General features: G+C 55.9%; 15 protein-coding genes and 1 tRNA gene. 8 read left to right on the top strand and 8 right to left on the bottom strand.

The window, feature by feature from the left end; genetic code table 11:
- Window positions 1-270: 270 nt before the first annotated feature.
- The 3 genes from OZX74_RS01125 to OZX74_RS01115 form a co-directional block, all read right to left on the bottom strand.
- Window positions 271-1,545: a glutamyl-Q tRNA(Asp) synthetase gene (locus tag OZX74_RS01125; RefSeq protein WP_277157366.1), complete on the bottom strand. Its 1,275-nt coding sequence runs from the start codon at window positions 1,543-1,545 to the stop codon at window positions 271-273.
- Window positions 1,542-2,639 (bottom strand): DUF3152 domain-containing protein, encoded by a 1,098-nt coding sequence (locus OZX74_RS01120; protein ID WP_277156771.1) that lies wholly within the window; start codon window positions 2,637-2,639, stop codon window positions 1,542-1,544. Before OZX74_RS01120 ends, OZX74_RS01125 begins: the two co-directional genes overlap by 4 nt.
- Window positions 2,640-3,115: 476 nt before the next feature.
- Complete coding sequence (locus OZX74_RS01115; protein ID WP_277156770.1) at window positions 3,116-3,847, bottom strand: MIP/aquaporin family protein; 732 nt, start codon at window positions 3,845-3,847, stop codon at window positions 3,116-3,118.
- A gap of 628 nt (window positions 3,848-4,475) precedes the next feature.
- On the opposite strand from OZX74_RS01115, the gene OZX74_RS01110 reads away from it, so the two are divergent.
- Window positions 4,476-4,549, top strand: a tRNA-Lys gene (locus OZX74_RS01110).
- Window positions 4,550-4,895: 346 nt separating this feature from the next.
- On the opposite strand, the gene OZX74_RS01105 is transcribed toward OZX74_RS01110, so the two are convergent.
- Window positions 4,896-6,323, bottom strand: a complete 1,428-nt coding sequence (locus OZX74_RS01105; RefSeq protein WP_277156769.1) for an MFS transporter — start codon at window positions 6,321-6,323, stop codon at window positions 4,896-4,898.
- Between the two features lie 366 nt (window positions 6,324-6,689).
- On the opposite strand from OZX74_RS01105, the gene OZX74_RS01100 reads away from it, so the two are divergent.
- The gene (locus OZX74_RS01100) at window positions 6,690-7,391 is read left to right on the top strand and encodes an ABC transporter ATP-binding protein (protein WP_277156768.1); all 702 of its coding nucleotides are present in this window, start codon (window positions 6,690-6,692) and stop codon (window positions 7,389-7,391) included.
- Window positions 7,391-10,642, top strand: a complete 3,252-nt coding sequence (locus tag OZX74_RS01095) for an ABC transporter permease (protein ID WP_277156767.1) — start codon at window positions 7,391-7,393, stop codon at window positions 10,640-10,642. Before OZX74_RS01100 ends, OZX74_RS01095 begins: the two co-directional genes overlap by 1 nt.
- Window positions 10,643-10,908: 266 nt before the next feature.
- Here the strand turns inward: OZX74_RS01095 and rplI are convergent, their stop codons facing one another.
- The 4 genes from rplI to rpsF form a co-directional block, all read right to left on the bottom strand.
- Window positions 10,909-11,355, bottom strand: coding sequence for a 50S ribosomal protein L9 (rplI, locus tag OZX74_RS01090; RefSeq protein ID WP_277156766.1), 447 nt, complete (start codon window positions 11,353-11,355; stop codon window positions 10,909-10,911).
- A gap of 17 nt (window positions 11,356-11,372) precedes the next feature.
- The gene (gene rpsR, locus OZX74_RS01085; protein WP_277143412.1) at window positions 11,373-11,621 is read right to left on the bottom strand and encodes a 30S ribosomal protein S18; all 249 of its coding nucleotides are present in this window, start codon (window positions 11,619-11,621) and stop codon (window positions 11,373-11,375) included.
- A 73-nt stretch (window positions 11,622-11,694) separates the two neighbouring features.
- Window positions 11,695-12,336: a single-stranded DNA-binding protein gene (locus tag OZX74_RS01080; RefSeq protein ID WP_277156765.1), complete on the bottom strand. Its 642-nt coding sequence runs from the start codon at window positions 12,334-12,336 to the stop codon at window positions 11,695-11,697.
- 82 nt (window positions 12,337-12,418) lie between these two features.
- Window positions 12,419-12,715 carry a 30S ribosomal protein S6 gene (rpsF, locus tag OZX74_RS01075; RefSeq protein ID WP_277146104.1) on the bottom strand — a complete coding sequence of 99 codons (297 nt, stop codon included), beginning with the start codon at window positions 12,713-12,715 and terminating at the stop codon, window positions 12,419-12,421.
- Window positions 12,716-12,991: 276 nt separating this feature from the next.
- Here rpsF and OZX74_RS01070 point away from each other — a divergent pair, with 276 nt between their 5' ends.
- The 5 genes from OZX74_RS01070 (at window position 12,992) to OZX74_RS01050 (ending at window position 19,856) form a co-directional block, all read left to right on the top strand.
- On the top strand, window positions 12,992-15,043 hold the full coding sequence (locus tag OZX74_RS01070; protein WP_277156764.1) for a zinc-ribbon domain-containing protein: 2,052 nt from the start codon (window positions 12,992-12,994) through the stop codon (window positions 15,041-15,043).
- Entirely contained in the window at window positions 14,953-16,128 is a 1,176-nt protein-coding gene (locus tag OZX74_RS01065) for a hypothetical protein (protein ID WP_277156763.1), read from the top strand. Before OZX74_RS01070 ends, OZX74_RS01065 begins: the two co-directional genes overlap by 91 nt.
- Before the next feature lie 252 nt (window positions 16,129-16,380).
- Window positions 16,381-17,394, top strand: a complete 1,014-nt coding sequence (locus OZX74_RS01060; RefSeq protein ID WP_277156762.1) for a ribose-phosphate diphosphokinase — start codon at window positions 16,381-16,383, stop codon at window positions 17,392-17,394.
- A gap of 256 nt (window positions 17,395-17,650) precedes the next feature.
- On the top strand, window positions 17,651-18,616 hold the full coding sequence (locus tag OZX74_RS01055; protein WP_277156761.1) for a ribokinase: 966 nt from the start codon (window positions 17,651-17,653) through the stop codon (window positions 18,614-18,616).
- Between the two features lie 190 nt (window positions 18,617-18,806).
- Window positions 18,807-19,856 (top strand): LacI family DNA-binding transcriptional regulator, encoded by a 1,050-nt coding sequence (locus OZX74_RS01050; protein WP_277156760.1) that lies wholly within the window; start codon window positions 18,807-18,809, stop codon window positions 19,854-19,856.
- The last annotated feature ends 119 nt before the right edge of the window (window positions 19,857-19,975 follow it).

The raw sequence follows: 19,975 nt of genomic DNA, 5'->3' as shown, positions 1-19,975 counted from the left end.
TACAGCCAAGGACGAGCGAATATATGCCCGCGGTGCCACCTTGGTTCACGGTCTCCCGTGCCCTTATCGGAATGCCAACACATCCCCGGCAACTGACGTATGCCTTACGTCGCAGCCTCATGGCCAAAATCCAGCCAATCGGTGCGCCCTCAGCGGCCCACTCAACGGTTCGCATCTCGTCCCGGCTCTCACCATCCCAGGCTCGCTCATCGCGCGTTTCCGTCTACTTCCCCGCTTCATCGGTTTGTAGTGTTTTTTAGTTATTGATGCTTAGGCTACACTTCCGTTTTTCGGCCTGTCAACTTCATCTGCCCAATCCGGGCTTAGAATGCGGTCGGATTTGTTCGCACGAATATCGTCAAAAGTGAAGCATTCCAAGGCCTCTCGTGCGCTCATCGCAACCGGCGCGGAAGTGTCCGAAATGTGGACAGCCCCAGTTGTGCGAATGCCAAGCAACCATGCACAATACCCGATAATCTGCTCCGGACGGACCCCATCGGCACGCAACGCTGCGATATCCAGTGAATGTTTGCGCTTGGCCAGACGCACACCCGCAGGGTCGTCGATCAGCGGAAGATGGGCGTAGGCGGGGTTCACCGCTGAAATCATGCCGGCCGGTTCACCTGAGCCTTGCGCGATTGCCCCATCATCACTGTCTGCATTACACCTATTTTCCGGTGAAGAAATCCTATCGACGTTTCCGTCAATCCCGTATTTTGCGGCGAAACCGGAGGCCACCAACGCACGTCGAATCCAAATCTGCAGGGCCGTGGAACGCAGCAAATCGCGGCCGCGTACGATGTCGTTGACCCCCATCAACAGATCATCGACCACCACCGCCAGCTGGTAGGAAAAGATGCCGTCCGAACGCCGAATCACCGTATCGCCGACCTCACGCGATAAATCGAAACGCTGCTTGCCAAATACCGCGTCATCAAATTCGACAACACTTCCCGGCACCCCGGCTTCCGGGACCGCTATACGCCACGAATGACGCTTCCCGGCTTCCAACCGCGAGCGCACAACGTCAGGCCGCTCGGCCAGAAGCCTCCGGCACGTTCCGGGATAGATCAGGAACCGGTCGCCCTCCTGCGGCGCCGAGGCCGCGCGCAAATCGGCACGCGAGCAGAAACACGGGTAGACGAGCGGGAAATCAGACAGAGACGAATGACGATCGGATAGCACATATCCATCGAACTCAATGTCATTATCGGATGGCAATACGACCGCAGACTCAGCATCCCCAAGACTCATCGACTCCAGCGAGCGTAGCGCCTCCTCGTAGATTTCCGTACGCTGAGACTGATAGACCGGCTCACCGTCCCAGTCCAACCCGAGCCAATGCAAATCGTCCATGATCCACTTGTCAGCATCCTTCACCGCCCGAGGCCCGTCGACGTCCTCGATACGCAGCAGCACTTTGCCGCATTGCCCGCCCCTGTTGCCGGCATGCGCCGAAAGCCAAGCCGCAAGCATCGCGTAAACGTTGCCAATATGCATCCGGCCGGAAGGTGTGGGTGCGAAACGACCCGTACGCCCGGTCATTTCACCCACAGCTCTGAATCCAACGGCCATTCGTTGGGCGTGCAGCCGCGCAGGCTCATCGATTGCTCCTGCATCAGCGGCGCGGGCGACCCCGAAGCTGGGCATGAAGGCTGGTTGTCAAGATGGCCGAGGCGGTGGCCCGTCTCGTGGTTGATAACCATTTCGCGGTAACGGTCAAGACTCATGCCCGCTGAGAGCAATTGCGGCGTCGCCTCGTTGTAGCGGTCCTGATTGATGATGACGTTGTCGCCTACGCAACAGCTGTAGCTATTGGAACAATTGGCTGAAAACGTCTGCATCTGTGAGGCCTGGGCAAGATAGACGGTAAAATCGCAATGACTTGAATCGGCGTTATACGTAAACGTGGCGCCGGCACGAGGCCATCCGCGCGGATCGTTCAACGTACGGAACACGACGTTTTCAAAACTCTGGATCACACCGGCATCGCCGACATCGCCCTTGCCGCTCACACAGTACGAGTACTGGCGAACCTGCTTGCCGCTGGCAGCAGCGGTTTTCTGCGCCGCCGCGGCGATCACTGCGCGGCTATGGTCGGTCAGGGCCTCCTGCCCGCTCGCCTTGCTGGTATCTGGTTTCGGCGGTTTCCTTCTACCGGTGTCTTTTGATGGATTCGTTCGCTTCTGTTTCTTGGCAGCCTGAGAAGAGTTTTGCCCGCTTGCCAAATCATTGTGATGGCCGACGGCCGATATCACGGCCCTGCAGCCCAGGACGATGGCGACGACCACTACCAAAGCCACCACAGCCACGACGACGCGGCGTACAAGATAAACGGACTTCGGCACAGGACGCGTCCGCGATGGCGAGGCATTGCCGAACCTTCGCCCAGCACCAGGTTTTCGAGCTGAATTTCCGGCGCTGTCGTTTCCGAGAACGGAGCCGATGAAGCCTTGCGATATCGCAGAATCCTGACGCGGCATTCTTACGCGGGAATTCTGGACGCCGTGGGCCGCGGCACGACGAGACGTCGAATCCGTATCGGTTTTGTCGCGTGATTTATGCGAAGCCTTTGTTGCCGGGCCCAATCCCAAAACCTGCGAAGCGCCCGAAACCCGCGCCGTACGGAGTGGTTGCACCAACGAATACCGGCAAGCAATGTGCTGCCGAGCCAACGCAAAAAAGCCGAAACGACCTTGCCGGACTCTCCCAACGCAGCGTTCGTCGGAGATTTCTTCACCGGTTTTTTGCGGCGCGGAGACCTCGCCTCTGACCGATCCCCACGTTTCACATTGTCTCCCGCCTAAGGCTTCAATCGTTACGGGGTCAATAATAGAGATTCTTTATGACGAGAAAAATCTGCATGTCGCCAATTTTCATAATCATGGCAAACGAAAATAACCGAGGAATAACCGAAATGTGAGGTCTTTTCGTAGCGGAATTTTCGATAAAACTGTTTTCAGTATTCCTCGGTCAGAACCCAGACTGGCCAGAACGCAAACCACAAAAGCCTCAAGCCAAGTGCCAAAGCCAATAAAACGGCACAATCTGCGAATCACAGACCGCGCCGTCATAGTTAGCTATAAAAGATAAAGCCTTTGGAACCTTGGGCGAATCAGCCGAAGCAGACCTTGAAAATCCACGCGCCGATGATGGCGCCGACAATCGGGGCCACGACCGGGATCCAGGCCTCGCCCCAGCGAGAAGTGCCCTTGTTGGGGATGGGGAGGATCCAGTGCAGGAAGCGCGGCACAAGGTCACGAGCCGGATTGAGGCCGGGGCCAGTGGAGCCGCCCATGGAGGTCACAAGGCCCCAAACGATAAGGCCGACGACGATGGCTGCAGCCGCCGGGTCCTTCTTGCCCCAAGGCAGAGAGAGCATGCACAGGGCGCCGAGCACGAGAACGAGGGTGCCGAAGAGCTCGTTGAGGAAGTAGACGACTTTGTTGCCGGAGGCCTCAGTGGTGCTGAACGTCGCAAAAATGGCGTCCGGGCTGGTCTCCATCTTGTAGTACGGGAGATAAGTGATGTAGATGATCAGCTGGCCCAGAGCAGCACCAAGAAGCTGCGCGATGATATACGGCATGACCTCGGACCATGGGAACAGGCCATTGACGGCCTGGCCGATGGTCATCGCGGGGTTGATATGCGCACCTGAGACGGAACCAATCATCATGACCGGGAACATCACGCCGAAACCGTAGCCCATCGCTATGTTGAGCCAACCGGTACCATGACCCTTCGTGCCTTTGAGTTCGGTGTTGGCGACCGCACCGTTGCCGAATATCATCAGAAAAGCGGTGCCGATGAATTCGGCAGCCAATTTTGCCGTAAGAGAGAATTCCATTATTCCTCCTTCTCGAGTGCGACGCATGCACCATCGCCACAACCGCGTAGCTTAGGCACAGAACATCTATCGTTCTTAGTCATTATTCGAAAATGCTATGCTCAAACGTTGAACATATTCATATCCGATAGGAAGAATCCTATCTCGCCAAGTCGTTGCAACATTCCGATTTTGGTTATTTCTTATTCTTTTTCATATTTTTGTTATATAAATCACTTTTTAATTCAACGATTTATTGAAATTTAGCCTAAAAATCACCTATGCGTTGCCCATAAAACCCGTCGGCACTATTCCGAATTCCACTGACGCTTCTACTGAATTAAGAAGATGGCTATCGCTCAATCAGGGAAGACGCTCCATCCAAACCATATTAAATTATCTGATAATGATGAACCATATAAAAGCCGGCAAACGTTCTTAATCAATAATCAGGAAAATACGATTCCACATACAACAATCCATCCGTCGAGCAACGATGGCCAAACCGCCATTGCTTTTCCCACGTGAAAGAGCACACCCGAACGATTCTCCCAAGGCCATGAAGACAAGACCCGGGGCGACACACCGCCTTGCACAATATCGGAAGCGTATGTATACTGTTTTCTTGGCTCTTGTAGTTTAGACCAGCGCCCCTATAGCTCAGCTGGTTAGAGCAGCTGACTCTTAATCAGCGTGTCCGGGGTTCGAATCCCCGTGGGGGCACAGATGAAATCCGCAGAATCGCAAGGTTCCGCGGATTTTTGATTTTTCGAGGCAATTTCCGCGATAATGCGAAGTATCCTAAATGTATCCGCATCAATAGCAAACCACGCGGCACATACCGGATCTGACTGATCTAAATAACCCGTAAGGATTAATGAAGCGCAGAAACCACTCACCCCTCCATCGACTGCATTCCCGCTAATGGCCGTAATTGTCGCTTTTTGCTTGCTGTGGTATCCAAATAAAAAGCGACAAATAGAGGCTGTAAATGTGTCTTTTACTTAGCAGCCCCACACAAGCAAGTAAAAAGCGACAGAGAAGGCGCGACCTCGCACGAAGCGACCGGTCACACCTCTACAGCCTGCATTCCGACGGACGGAGTTTTGCGAACCTTGATGGAAACAAGCGTGATGCAGAGCGCCACCAGCGAAAGCACGATCAGCAGAGCGAAGGCATTGCTGGCTCCAGCCACCGACGCCGCTTTGACGTTGTGCGGAATGCGGGCTTCGCTGAAGGAAAGCGAGGCGGAAAGCACCGTCGTTCCCAACGATCCGGCATACTGCTGCAGCACGTTGAACAGCGAGTTGAAATCGGTCTGTTGCGGACCGGCGACAAATTTGCTGGCGTCCGACATCGTGTTGCCGTAACCGAAGTTGAAACCGGCACGCAGGAACATATAGAGCAGGGTCAGAATCACCACGGTCGCTTTGCCGGTCATCGCCCACAAAGCCGAGGCTCCGACGATCAGCGAGATGTTGGAGATCAGAAGCACCAACGTCGGGCCGCGGCGGTCGTAGAGCCGGCCCACGAACGGGGCGATGGCGGCACCAAGCAACGAACCGGGCAGGAGCATCAGCCCAGCGGCCAGCGAATCGATGCCAAGGAAGTTTTCGGCGAAAACCGGCAGAAGGAAGGAGCTGCCGATGTTGATGAACTGGAGAATGGCGTAGTTCGCGCCACGCAGGCTCACGATCGGGTTCTTGAACAGACGCAGGTTGAGTAGCGGCGACTTGGAGGCGAGACAACGCCAGATGAACAGCGCGAGCAGCACCACCGCCACGCAGATGGCGACAGCCACCTTGTACGACCAACCGCCGTCGGCTCCGAACTGGTCGAAGATCTCGGTGAAGCTGATCATGAAGAAGCTCAGCAGCACCAATCCGATGCCATCGAAAGACTTGCCGGCTCCCTGCGCCTTCAGCCGCAGGTTCGTCTCTCCCAAGACCCACGCGACGATAAGCAGCGGCAGCGTGAATACGAAAATGATGCGCCAGGAGAAGTAGTAATTGATGAGGCCGCCGTAGGTGGGGCCGAGCGCGGGGGCGAAAGACGTGACCATGTTTGCCACACCGACGTAGGTGCCGCGTCGGCTCACCGGCACCAGCGCAAGAATGACATTGATCATCAAAGGAGTGGAAACGCCCGTAGCCGCCGCCTGAAGCAGACGGCCAAGCAGCAACAGCCAGTAGTTGAGCGGCAGACAGCACAGCACGGTGCCGACGATGCTGACGATGATCGCACAACGGAAGAGCAGGCGGGTGTCAAAACGCTTGAGCAGGAACGACGACGTGCTCATCACGATGGTGACCATCAGCAGGTAGCCGGAAGTCAGCAACTGGATGGTCGAAAGCGGCAGACCGAATTCTCGTGTCATCGTCGGGAACGTGACGTTCAACGACGTCTCGGTAAGGATGCCCGTAAACGAAAGCAACGCCGCCGCGGCGATGGATAGTTTTGTCTGTGTAGATACGCGTTCTTCTTGCAAATTCTTCAAACCTCAATATGCTTTTGCTGTCCCAAGCACTCCAGGGGTGTGGCAACAGTTGGCGCGCCCCGACCCCACCGAACGCGCAACTTACCTAGTATACGCCAATAGCGGCGATTTTTTAAAGCAACATAGCGTTAGGCCTCACGGAAAACAACATTCGTCTGACAGCAAAACCGAAGAATGTCCATTGAGCCAAGAGCAATACGGACACAGCCGGCCAATCCGCCAAAATCCGGCGTTTCGAAGGAATTCCCTATATCCAACTAATCAAAGTTGATGAATCCATTTCCGGGAGACTATTATGTTATCGTCTAGTTCGTGTAACAGACGCTTGTAACAGAGCAAGAGAAAACTTTCAAAAGAGGGGAAGTAATGAGCTATATTGACGTGGAGCACGAAGTCAAACGATATGATTCCGGCGGCTCAAAGCTTATAGCCAACAATGACATCAGCTTCTCCATCAACCAAGGTGAATTGGTCATGATTCTCGGCGCCTCCGGTACCGGCAAATCAACTCTGCTCAACATTCTGGGCGGGATGGACTCCTGCGATGACGGCAGAGTCGTCATCGACGGGGAGAACATCGCAGAATACAACGCCAAAGAACTTTCAGAATACCGTCGCTACGAAGTGGGCTTCGTCTTCCAATTCTATAATCTCGTCCCCAATCTCACGGCTCTGGAAAACGTCGAACTTGCCTCCGAAATCGTCGAACGGGCGAGCGATCCCATGAGCGTGCTGAAAAGCGTGGGCCTGGAAGATCGAGCCAACAACTTCCCCTCCCAGCTTTCCGGCGGTGAACAGCAGCGCGTCGCCATTGCCCGCGCCATCGTCAAGCGTCCGAAAATCCTGCTATGCGACGAGCCCACCGGCGCCCTTGATTACCAGACAGGCAAACAGGTGCTGCACATTCTGCAGGACACGAGCCGTAAATACAATGCCACCGTGATTATCGTGACCCATAACTCGGCCATCGCACCCATGTCCGACCGTGTGATCCATATGCACGATGCCAAAATCACCAACATCGAGGAAAACCCCAACCCGGTTGACATCGACACCTTGGAGTGGTGATGTCATCCCTGAACCCGCATAACACCATTCCGCCTTCCTCATTGCACAACCTCGCCGAATCAACCGATGCCACCGAACCTATTGACCGTACACAGGCACCAGAATCAGCCCAGTCGTCATTAGACACCACCCAGCTCGAACAACACGACCATCATGAATTCGAAGAGTCCTTCACGACGAAGCCGTCAAAACGAGAACAGCCAACCCCGAAGCATTCCATAGCCCATGCTTCGGCATCGCAAAACCATCAGCTTCATGTCTCACTTCCGCTGCGCGGCAAAGTTGCATCTCAAACAATTGGCCAACACAAGATCGCGATCCCCGAGAAAAGGATAGCCGACAGCTCAGCCACAGATGGTCACACAACCTCTCGCGCAGCCAAAACCACAATTGATCACGCCAACCCGTCAACACCCCGATTACCACAAAAACCGGCCCCCGAACGCCATGCGCACCACACCGCACACGCCAAGGAATACCCGACAACCTCGCCTTCCCTGCCGTCCGTTTCTTTGCCCCATCGGCCCTCGGCATCCCAGCACATCTCACACGAGAGCAATGCCCGCACCACACCGGTCCACATCGACCTTCCGCCACGCAGCCATGCGAACATGTCGCAGCAGCATACCCGTAACGGGGCAACCGCACAATCCCGTAGCCGCCGGTCCGCAAAAAACATTGCGCTCTCCATCGAATACCGCAATGCCATACCGCTGAAACGGCACAAGATCTCACACAAAATGCTCTGGCTCGACATCAAACGTTCGCTCGGCAAATCCGTCGGCCGTTTCATCTCGATTGTATGCATGGTGGCCCTGGGTTCTTTCGCGCTTGTCGGGCTTAGCGTCACCGGCCCTGATATGCGTTCGACCGCCGACCACTATTTTTCCGAACATCATCTGGCCGACATTTCGGTAATCGGCAAAACCGGTTTCGACGATTCCGCCATCAACGCCATCAACAGTACACAAGACGTAACGAAAGTGGAATACGGCTCGTTCAAGGATGTCGCAGTAAAACATCACGACGACAGCGTACGGATATTCTCCTCCACCAAGTCGATTTCAAGCTATGAGGTACGTAAAGGCAGGATGCCGCACAAGCCCGACGAAATCGCTCTGGACGAGCATATAGGCGACAGTCATCACATCGGTTCCACAATATCTTTCGACGAAAAACCGGACGCCGCCGGTCACACGATGCTCAAACACATGGACTACAAAGTCACCGGTATCGTCCGTTCCCCGGAAATCATCAGTCCGGTCAACCACGGCCAATCCGATTCCGGTTCAGGTTCGTTGGACGGATACGCGGTTGTGGTGCCGCAGGCCTTCAATCCAGGCCCATACAACATTGCCCGCCTACGCTACAACGTGCTCGATTCACTACCTGACCATTTTTCCGATACCTACGTCAAGAAAATGCACCGGGAAAAAGATATCCTGAACGATGACCTTGACAACCGTGATACCGACCTGTCGACAGGTACCTCCCAACAAACGCAAACGGTGAGCCAACCCAATTCGCCGATGCAGCAGACGGTCACCAAGCCGTCCCCGGCGCTTTACCGTGTGTTTTCCCGCGCCGAAGTACCGGGCGGAACCGGATACAACTCATATGAGACGATTTCCCGTGTCATCGATTCATTGGCCACCATCTTTCCGATCTTCATGTACCTGATCGCCGCTTTGCTGACATTCACTTCGATGACCCGTTTCGTCGAGGAAGACCGCATCAACGTTGGTACACTCAAGGCTCTCGGCTACACCAACAAAGACGTCATCAAGAAATTCCTCGTCTATGGCTGTACTGCTGGTATCATCGGCGGCTTGATAGGCGCTCTTGCCGGCGAATTCGCCATGCCGAAAATCTTCTACAAGGCCTACGGGGTCGGTTTCGCCGTGCCGGTCATCGCACCGCAATTCAACTGGACAATCACCCTACTTTCCCTTGTGCTCGCGCTGGCCGTGACCGTACTGCCTGCGTATATCGCCGCCCATCGCGAATTGAAGGAACATACCCGTACCCTGCTCTCCCCCAAGCCACCGGTCAGTGGTTCCTCAATCGCGTTGGAAAAAATCAAATGGCTCTGGAATGCTCTGAATTTCAAGTACAAAATCACCATGCGCAACATATTCCGTTACCGCATGCGCACGTTGATGACCATCGTCGGCGTATGCGGGTCGATAGCGCTTCTGGTCGCCGGTATCGGCGTACAGCATTCGATAGGCACCATCACCGACCTGCAATACAAAGACGGCATCATCGATTATGATCTGATTGCGGCGCAGCGGCCCGATATCAAGCCAGACCAACAAACGGCAATCAATAAAAAGCTCCATAGCACCGCCGTCAAAAACTACAAGGACATCCACTACGAGCACACTACGATGAATGCAGGCCCGCGTGATTCCAAACAGGACATCACCCTCATCGCAGTACCGCCGAAATCTAATCTCGACGGCTTTGTCAGGCTCCAGGAACGTAGCAGGCACACGCCACTCGCACTTAAAAACACGGGTGCGGTTATCTCCGAGCACCTTTCCAAGATGACCGGAGCAGGCGTCGGCGACGACATCATCGTCAAAGACAGCGAAGGCAGCACGCATGTTATACCGATCAGCGGAATCTGCGAGATGTATATCGGACATTTCATTTTCATGAGTTCGAATGCCTATGAAAAGATCTTCCACGAAAAGTACGCAACGAACGCGACCATGACCGAGCTGAAGGACCGTAGCCCGGACAATGCACGGCATGAGGCGGCACAGTTCATGCATATCGACGGCATCGCTTCGGTCGCCCAGAATTCGATGTTCATCAACCAGACACAGGTGCTGGCCAATGCCCTGACGATTCTGATGGAAGTGCTGACACTGGCCTCGATACTGCTGGAAGTAGTCATCCTTTACAATCTCAACAATCTGAATCTTTCCGAACGATTGCGAGAATTGAGCACCATCAAGGTTCTGGGCTATTCGAACGCCGAAACGACACTGTACATTTACCGTGAAACCATAATGCTTTCCGTTCTCGGCATCGTCACGGGAATAGGCCTTGGCATGGGACTCCACCGCATCATCATCGGCCGAGTGGCGCCAGATACCATGATGTTCGACCCCAAGTTCACCTATTCGGAATTCATCGTGCCCCTCATCATCATCGTCCTGGTGGCCTTCGTTCTCGGACTTTATGTGATGCGACGCATACGCCAGGTCGACATGTTGAAGGCCTTGCAGGCCCGCGAATAAGTTTCCACGTCTCTTCCTTGAGAGCAGGTAAAGTACTGCCACGTTGAACGTCTGAATCGATAACACGGCTATTTAAGGTTTTATGGCAACGAATTCACTGAACACAGGCAAACGCCGAACAAAAGTACATAACGGATAATCAATAGAAAAGAGGCGGTTTCCAATCATCATGATTGGAAACCGCCTCTTGCTTAAGCCAGAATAATCAAGCTACATGGTCGTGCTGCGTTTGTGCGTCACAATCATACAGCTTTCTGTGTTTGAAATTACTCGGCAACGACCTTCACGGTGAAGTTCGCGGAGATTTCGGGATGCAGGGCCACGGTGGCGGGGAACTCGCCGGTGGTCTTGATGGTCTCGACCTTGATCGCCTTCGGATCGACGGCGGCCTTGGACTCGAGCGCGGTTGCGATGTCCATGGTGGAAATGCCACCGAACAGCTTGCCGGACTCGGAAACCTTGGCGCTCAACTCGACGACGGTGCCGTCGATGGCGGCCTTGGCGGCCACGGCGTCTTCACGGGTGGCTACGGACTTGGCCAGACGTGCGCGCTTCATCGCCTCGATCTGGGAGGCAGCGTTCTTGCTCCACGCGAAGGCGAGGCCCTGCGGGATCAGATAGTTGCGTGCATAGCCGGGCTTGACCTCGACAACATCACCCGAGTGACCGAGATTCGCGACGGACTTGGTAAGAATAACCTTAGTTTCAGCCATTTTCCTTGCCTTTCCTATCAGCGACCGTTGGTGGCGTAAGGCAGCAGGGCCATCTCACGCGCGTTCTTGATGGCGCGGGAAATCTCGCGCTGCTCCTGGATGGTCACGCCGGTGATACGACGAGAACGGATCTTGCCGCGATCGGAGATGAACTTGCGCAGCAGAGCGGTGTCCTTGTAATCGATCTCGGTGATCTTCGCAGCCTTGAGTGGATTCGGCTTCTTCTTAAACGGCTTTACCGGTGGTTTTGGCCTTTTACGTGACATATCAATGTCTCCTTAACACTTGTTTCAACGTCTATTGCTTGGCTTCTTGCGGTTTCGCGTTTCTAGCGGCTATCTAGAACTCGGGTTCGTCGGAATCCCCGCCGAAATCGGAGCTGCCTCCGAAGCTCGAGAATCCATCGCCCGAGTTGGCAGAACTGCCCCATGGGTCGTTGCCGGTGGCTGGGGACTGTCCTTGCTGGGATTGACCAGCCGAGGCACCTCCCGAGTAACCTGCACCGCCTTGGTATCCGCCGTTGCCGCCACGGTTATAACCGCCGCCATTGTTGCCGGCACCGCCGTTATAGCCTCCGTTGTTGCGGGAACTACCCTGGAACCCGCCGTTCGAAGAGGACTGGCGTTGCACCTGGGCGGTGGCATAGCGCAGGGACGGGCCGATCTCGTCGACCGTCATCTCCACGACCGTGCGGTTGCTCCCGTCGTTGGCCGTGTACGAGCGCTGCTGCAGACGGCCCTGCGCGATCACGCGCATGCCCTTGGCAAGGCTGGACGCGCAATGGTCCGCCATGTCGCGCCACGCCGAGCAGCGCATGAACAGGGCGTTGCCGTCCTCCCACTGCTGGGTCTGGCGGTTGAACGTACGCGGCGTCGAAGCGATCGTGAAACTCGCGACCGATGCCCCGCTGCCGATGGTACGTAGCTCCGGATCAGCCGTAAGGTTGCCGATAATCGTGATAACCGTATCTCCTGCTGCCATGACGTGCCTTCCTCACCAACTTTGCCTCAAATGCTCGAAGCAAAAACCAATAGACTAAAATTCAATATTCCCGCGCAGGGACTTACTTGACATCCTTGCGAAGAATCTTCGTACGGATTACGGACTCGTTCAGGTTCAGAACACGGTCCAGCTCGTCGCTCGTCGCCGGCTCGCAGCTGTAGTTGACCACGACGTAGTTGCCTTCGTTCTTGCCATCGATTTCATAGGCAAGCTTGCGGCGTCCCCAGATATCGGGGTCGGAAACGGAACCGCCCTCTTTGGTGACGATTTCCATATATTCTTGGGTCAGCTTCTTCAGGGCTCGTTCGTCAAGCTCCGGATCGGCAATGAACATCAGTTCATACTTGTGTGCAGACATCACCCACCTCCTTCGGACTACAGTCGGCCGCGGTCTTTCCGCGACAGGAGTGTGTATGCGTGCCATATCACGACGCAAAACCGCGTCAGACATAGCTTTTCTATAATAGTGGTTCCGGCCGACTTCACCGGCCAGTCAATCCGAACCGATATAAGCACACATTTTCCGATAAATACGGCCGAAAAGCCCTATGGTTGTTGGCCCTGCGACATATTGTTGACTAATAAAAGTAATACCCCGACAATGGGGTCAAGAACAGCAGAAGCGGGGAGAAAAATGATTTGCCCTCACTGTGGTGCAACAATATCGGAAAACGCCAAATTCTGTCCGCGTTGCGGGCAAAGCACGGCACCTGCCGGCTCACGGCAGCCGCAGAATCCCAATGCTCCGACGGGCAACGTGGTTCCCAGTGGTCAGACGCCCGGTACCCCGGCATCTTCCTCCTCGGTTCCTTTGCCAGGCGCGAACGGGAAGGTTTCCGGTTTTCCTGCGGCAACCGGGACTCCCACGGGCGGCCCGGGAATGCCTTTGCCTCAGAACTCAGGCCCGCAAGCGATGCCTTCCGGGCAGCCGACAGGAGCCATTCCCCCTTACGGCACAACACCCAATGCCACCGGCAACGTCCCGGTGGGGACCATGCCTACGGGCAATATTCCCACTGGCAGCATCCCGACCGCCGGCATTCCTACAGCGGCCATGTCCAAAGCCGGCCAACCCTCGCATGTTCAACGGCTTTACAAGGAAATCGTCACTCCCGCAAGTCTCAAGACGATGGGATCATCCTTGGGCTTCGGTATTGGCGCGGCATTCGTCTTCGCCACTCTCAACGCGGCGATGCTCTCGGCCATCAGCAGCAACGCGATCTCGTCGATGATGAACAATCTCGGTAATGCCTCCCAGCTGCTCGATGTCAAATCCAGCAATTTCTTCTATACCATCATCACCATGCTCATAGCAGGCGTTTCGGGGTCGTTCTCCCTGAAGGCCTCGGCGTTCGGAATCTCGACCGACGCCCTCGGAGCCAGTATCTCGATGTGGCTGCCGATGAGCCTTTCCGGCGTCGCGCTTCTGGTCGGGGCCGCGTTCGGCGCCTACTTCATCGCGCACCGCGTCGGCGTCCGCTTCAAGTTCACCGGTATGGTAAGCGCGGCTGTCGTGGGACTTGCCACAGGCTTGATCTACGTGATCCTCGGAGCTCTTTTCCCCATGAATTCCTCGACTTCCATAGGCATTCTGGAAGGCAAAACCGCACTCAACGGGGCCACGGCACGCACCTTCATCATGGCCTTCCTGATTTCCGCCATCGGCTCGTTGCTTGGGCTTGCATTGGCACAATACGCCTCCGACAGCACCAACGTGTTCGTCGCCGCTTGGCGCTGGGGCCACCGTTTGCGCGGCCCGGCACGCACCTTCGTAGAGGCTTTCTTCATCTACATGGTCAGCTATACGCTCATCGCGTTGATCGCCCTCATCATCGTTTCAATTGCCGCCAACGTGCCTTCGGCCATTGTGCTGATTCCTATTATTATGCCGTATCTGCAGTTTGTGCTGCTCTCCTTCTCCTCGTTCGGAGGAATTGCCACCGTAGGTGACAACGCGATTCCCATCACCTTCGGCAGCCTGTTCGCCGCCAAGCCATGGGTTTTCATCCTCGGGGCAGTCATATTCATAGCCATCACGCTCTATATCGCGTTGAGGGCCTCGGCACGCGCCCTGCAAGACAAGTACTACGCCCGTTGGGAGCACACTTGGAAAGCTCCGGTGGGCACCCTCGTCCTCTGGCTGCTGATCGCTTTCGTGCTTACCAGCATGGGCGCCTCAAGTTCAGGCTCCAGCTCCGGAGCAGTGACCATCGTTTCGTGGTATCCCCTGCTGGCCGCAGTCTGGGCATTTGCCATCGAGGTGGTCGCCATGACCTTCGGACCGGCAATGCTCACCTCCATCCCCGGCCTCTGGCAATTCGTGCGTGGAGGCTGCGTGGAACCGACACCACAAAACGTCAACGCCTACGTGGATGCCTGCGGGGCTCGGTTCAGGCATATCGGCGGCAATAGCGCCAACAGCGCCGGTACAACCGGGGTGCCCCGATGCTGCAAACCCCAAGCCAGAACGAGATGCCCGGTGCAGCCCCGGCTTCGGCTGCTCCGATGCCCGGTCAGGCCGCTGCCGGTGGCGCCCAACCGTTCCCGCAACCTGGCCAGAACGGAGCCAATCCCCAGGCTTATGCCACCGGTGAGGTGCCCGGAGGCGCATATCCTGCGACGAATCCTTCCGCACCGGCGTACGCAAGCCCTGACAATGCGGTCAATCTTGAAGACTTCAACGTAACGGCACCCGTCGCCCCTGTCTCCGGTGCCGCCGCAAAGCCGATGGATCCCAAACAAAAGCGAATCATCATCATTGGCTCGGCCATCGTCGGGGCATGCGTGCTTCTCGGCATCATCTACAGCGTGCTGAACGCGACCGTATTCAGCCCCAAAACGGTGGTCGACCAATACACCGCAGCCATCGCCGCCGGCGATTTCGATCATGCCAACGCCATTGCCGATCCGCAGGTAAGCGGCAAAAAAGCCGCGCTGCTCACCAATAAGGCCGCCAAGCAAGGCTCGACCATTTCCAACGCACGCGTGACCTCCACCGCGAGGAACTCCGACGGCTCGACGTCGGTGGCCATTACCTATACCCTTTCGGGCAAGACGCACAACGAAACGCTGAATCTGGCCGCCAAGAACCGGGAACTGCTCGTTTTCAACAAATGGACGATCACCACACCACTGGTCGCAAATCTACGAGTTTCCGGACCGAGCGCGGTCAAGGAACTGAATATCAACGGAATAGGCATCTCCGCAGAGAACTCGAGTGACACCGGCAGCTCAAGCTCGGACTCACAATCGATCAAGGCATACAATTTCAAGGCGTACCCCGGAACCTACACCGTCAAAGCCGCGGCAAACGAATATATGACCGGCAATACCTTGACGTTGGAACCGATTTCTTCCAATGACATGTCTTCTGTTTCAAGCTACGAAAACACCATTACGGTCAAGGCGACAGACAAGCTCAAAAATGCCCTGAACGAAGAGGTCAAGAAGAAAGTCGACGATTGCTCCTCATCCACAGATGCCGATCCTGCCGATTGCCCATTCGGCGATTCGTTCTATGAGGACAATTCGGATTATTCGAACTTCTCGTGGAGTGTAAGTTCCTATCCGGAAGTCGATGACGTCAACATGAGCGACTCATCATTCTCCACCGCATCCGACAGCGGCGAAATGGATCTCTATTATCAATACCGTTTCTTCTCTGGCGACGATTGGCAATCGGATAACGACAAACGAAGCATCTACGAAATGAACGGAACGTTCAGTATCGACGGCAACAAGGTGAATGTGAAGTTCGACGACTTTGACTGATGGGCCTTGCGTTCATACGACTTGAAGACGTCGGATCATGTCTGCTGATCGAAGCAGGTTGGTGCACTGATCTAGGTCTGATCCGACAAAGCCCATCGATTCCAACCCTGCGCAACCCGCCTTTGAGCAATTTGCTCGGGGTTGCTTGTATCATGGAGACGGTTTCTTGTATTTCCTTTGTCTCGATGCGCTCGAAACGTAAGATATGGAATCGACGTTCGAAGACAAAGCAAAACTATCGGAAGGCGAGATATGTCGGCGATTCTCGAAGGTAAGTCCAAAAAACGACTGGCGTTGGTGACAGGTCGGGCATACCCGGAGCAGGCGGCGGCTACGGCCGAGTGTCTTGGTACCGTACCGCTGGAGACCACAGCCTATGACTTTGCCAACGGCGAGATGTACGTGCGCTATACCGAACCGGTACGCGGCGCCGATGTTTTCGTGCTGCAAAGCCACACTGACCCGATCAACAAGTGGATCATGGAGCAGCTGCTGATGATCGACGCGCTGAAGCGCGCATCCGCCCGTTCCATCACCGTCGTGGCGCCATTCCTCGGCTATTCGCGTCAGGATAAAAAGGGCCTGGGCCGCGAGCCCATCACCGCCCGCCTGATGTTCGACCTCTTCCAGACCGCCGGTGCCGACCGCATCATGACCGTCGACCTGCACGCCTCGCAGGAACAAGGCTTCTTCGACGGACCTGTCGACCATCTGACCGCGATGCCGGTGCTGCTCGACTATGTCAAGAACTCAATGCCGCTTGAAAACGCGACCATTGTCTCCCCTGACGCCGGACGCATCAAGGTCTCCGAGCGTTGGGCCGCGAAGCTCGGCGGGCTGCCGCTAGCCTTTATCCACAAGACGCGCGACGTCACGCGTCCGAACCACGCCGTGGCCCATGGCATTATCGGCGAGGTGCGCGAGCGCGACTGCGTAGTCGTCGACGACATGATCGACACTGCTGGCACCATCTGCGAGGCCGTGCGCACACTGCGCGAAGCGGGCGCGAAATCCGTGACGCTCGTGGCGACCCACGGACTCTTGTCCGGCCCGGCTACAGAACGGCTGCGCGACTGCGGCGCCCGCGAAATCGTCTTGATGGACACTGTTCCGATTCCTGAGGAGAAGCGTCTGCCGAATATGACAGTGCTTTCTATCGCCCCGCTCCTGGCGGCCGGCATCCGCTCGGTCTTTGAATCCGGGTCAGTCTCGGGCCTGATGGACGGTCTGCCAGAAGACATGCACCCGCGCAACATGTACGCGTGAGCGCATTATCCGACTCTCCGATTCGTTGATAACAAATATGGCGTGGAATTGATAGGGAATAATTTCCAGAGATTTGTCATGTCTGTTGAAATTCCGAAATCGCCTCTTACAACAGCGGTTACGACAACCCGAAATATTAGGAAATTAACCTGATAGTTACTTCATTTGACTTCTTTGATAAAGCGTTTTACCATATAAGACAAGTCAAACGTTGTTGCTTATGAACCTATAAATTTTGACGCGAAACGAGGATGAGATGAACGCAAAACCCCTTTCCCTGCTGGACAGCATTTCCGGATCGATCAGCATTGTCGGATCGATGAACGCGGATTACACCGTCACAACCGAACGCCTGCCCAAGCCCGGCGAAACCATCAACGGCGGCCCGTTGCGGATCCTGCCTGGCGGCAAGTCCGGCAATCAGGCTGCAGCGGCCGCACGTCTCGGTGCGAAAGTCAATATGTTCGGGGCCGTAGGCAGCGATGACAACGCGGACTTCCTGCTCGGCAAGCTCAACGACGCCGGTGTCGATACCTCGCACGTCCTGCACGTCGAAGGTGCCAGCGGCACCACGGTGATCACCGTTGACGATAACGGCGAAAACACCATCGTCTACTCCGCAGGGTCCAACGGCAAGGTAAGCACCGACTACATCAACGCCCAGAAAGACGTTCTGCTGCAGTCCTCAGTGCTCGGCCTGTGCCTGGAAAGCCCCATCGACACCGTCACGGCAACGGCGAAAATGTGCCACGACGCAGGCATCAAAGTGCTCCTGAACGATTCGCCGTTCACCGATAAGCTGCCCGACGACCTGATCGAGTACTCCGACGTGCTGCTGGTCAACGAGCACGAAATGGCGCAGCTGCTCAACATCGCCGAACCCGGCAACGGAGACTGGCTGGGAATGGACTGGAACTACATCGCACGCTCGATGCACGAGTTCGGTTTCAAAGAAGCCGTGGTCACGCTCGGTGGCGACGGTGCCATGGTCATCGAAAACGATCGGACCTATCATGTCAACGCCGCCAAAATCGATGCCGTCGACACCACCGGCTGCGGCGACGCCTTCATGGGGACGCTGCTGGCCGGTCTGTCCTCAGGATTCTCGCTGAACGATTCCGCCTCTTTGGCTTCCTATGTGGCGGCCTACGCGGCGACGGATTACGGCGCGCAAGCCTCATACGGCACCAGCGATCAGATCGAGGCCTTCTTCAAGGACTAAGGACTAAAGTCCATCGTTTTCGCCATCAGGCGGATGTCCGTAAGGCAACGTTGTCTGCGGCATCCGCTTGGCGGCGATGGAACACAGACGGCACGGGACGGCTTGAGGCACACCTTTCCTTATACTCCCGGTTGTATAAAATGGTTGACGCTTGACAGCCAGACGCCGACGAAAGGTGAAACCAGAGAAGATGAACCGCAAAGTCACCCTCAAAGACATCGCCCACGCCGCCGACGTCTCCATCACTGCGGTCTCCCTGGTGCTCAACGGCCGTCCGACACGGATGACAGAAGAAAAACGACAGCTGATCCTCGACACCGCCAAACGTTTGAACTACATTCCCAACCAAGCGGCACGCAGTCTGGCCACCAACCGATCAATGCTTCTGGCATTGCTCGTACCGGATATCGAAAACATGTTCTTCGCCTCACTCGCCAAGGCGCTGGAGGATGTCAGCAGCGAAGACGGATATTCCCTGCTCATCGCCAATTCGGACGATTCGCAGCAAACCGAATTGCGTCTACTCAACCAGTTCGCCTCGCGTGGCGTCGACGGCCTCTTCCTGATTCCCTCACGCGAATCCACCGAAGATTCCACCGTGTTGCGCACAACGGTCAGCCATCTGGATTTTCCCGTGATACTCACGGATCGTCTGGTCAGCGAAGGCTGGTGCGATGCGGTCGGGTCGGATAATTTCAATGGCGGCATGCTGGCAGCGAAAACCCTCGTTTCGCAGGGGCACGTCCGAATCGGTTGCATTTCCGGAGGCGAACGCAGCGACAATACGGACAAGCGCATGGCGGGTTTCACCGAAGGTCTGCGTCAGGCCGGCATATCGCTCGATCCGGCACTACGCCGTAAGGGCAATTATCGCTTCGACGGAGGGTACCAACAGGCGGATAGCCTCATCGACGCCAATGTCACAGCGGTTTTCTGCGGCAACGACCTTATGGCGATGGGCTTCATGCAACGCCTCAGTGAACGCGGGCTGCGCTGCCCCGAAGATTGCTCGGTAATCGGGTATGACAATGTCTCCGAACGGTTCGGCTTCGACACGCAACTGACCACCGTGGACCAGAACATCGAAGCTGTGGCGCAAGCCTGCCATGACTGTCTGACACACCGCCTGCACCAGACGAACAACCGTATTTCGATACGCCCTTGGCTGGGAACTCCCGAACGCCGTTTCATCGAACCCGTGTTGATCGACCGATTGACCGTGACCTGCCCACATAGCTGACGGACGGCACGAAAGCTCCGGGGAATCTACAATCTGTACAAAGTGCGCTGTTCGCTTTTCCTTTGATGGCGTAAACGCGATACGCAATTGACACAGCCATCCTTTTTGCGTAATTTGAC

It is taken from the genome of Bifidobacterium sp. ESL0798, from assembly GCF_029395415.1.
GTDB lineage: Bacteria > Actinomycetota > Actinomycetes > Actinomycetales > Bifidobacteriaceae > Bifidobacterium.
Note: the sequence above shows the minus strand (reverse complement) of the source record. Positions and strands in the feature narration are given on the sequence as shown.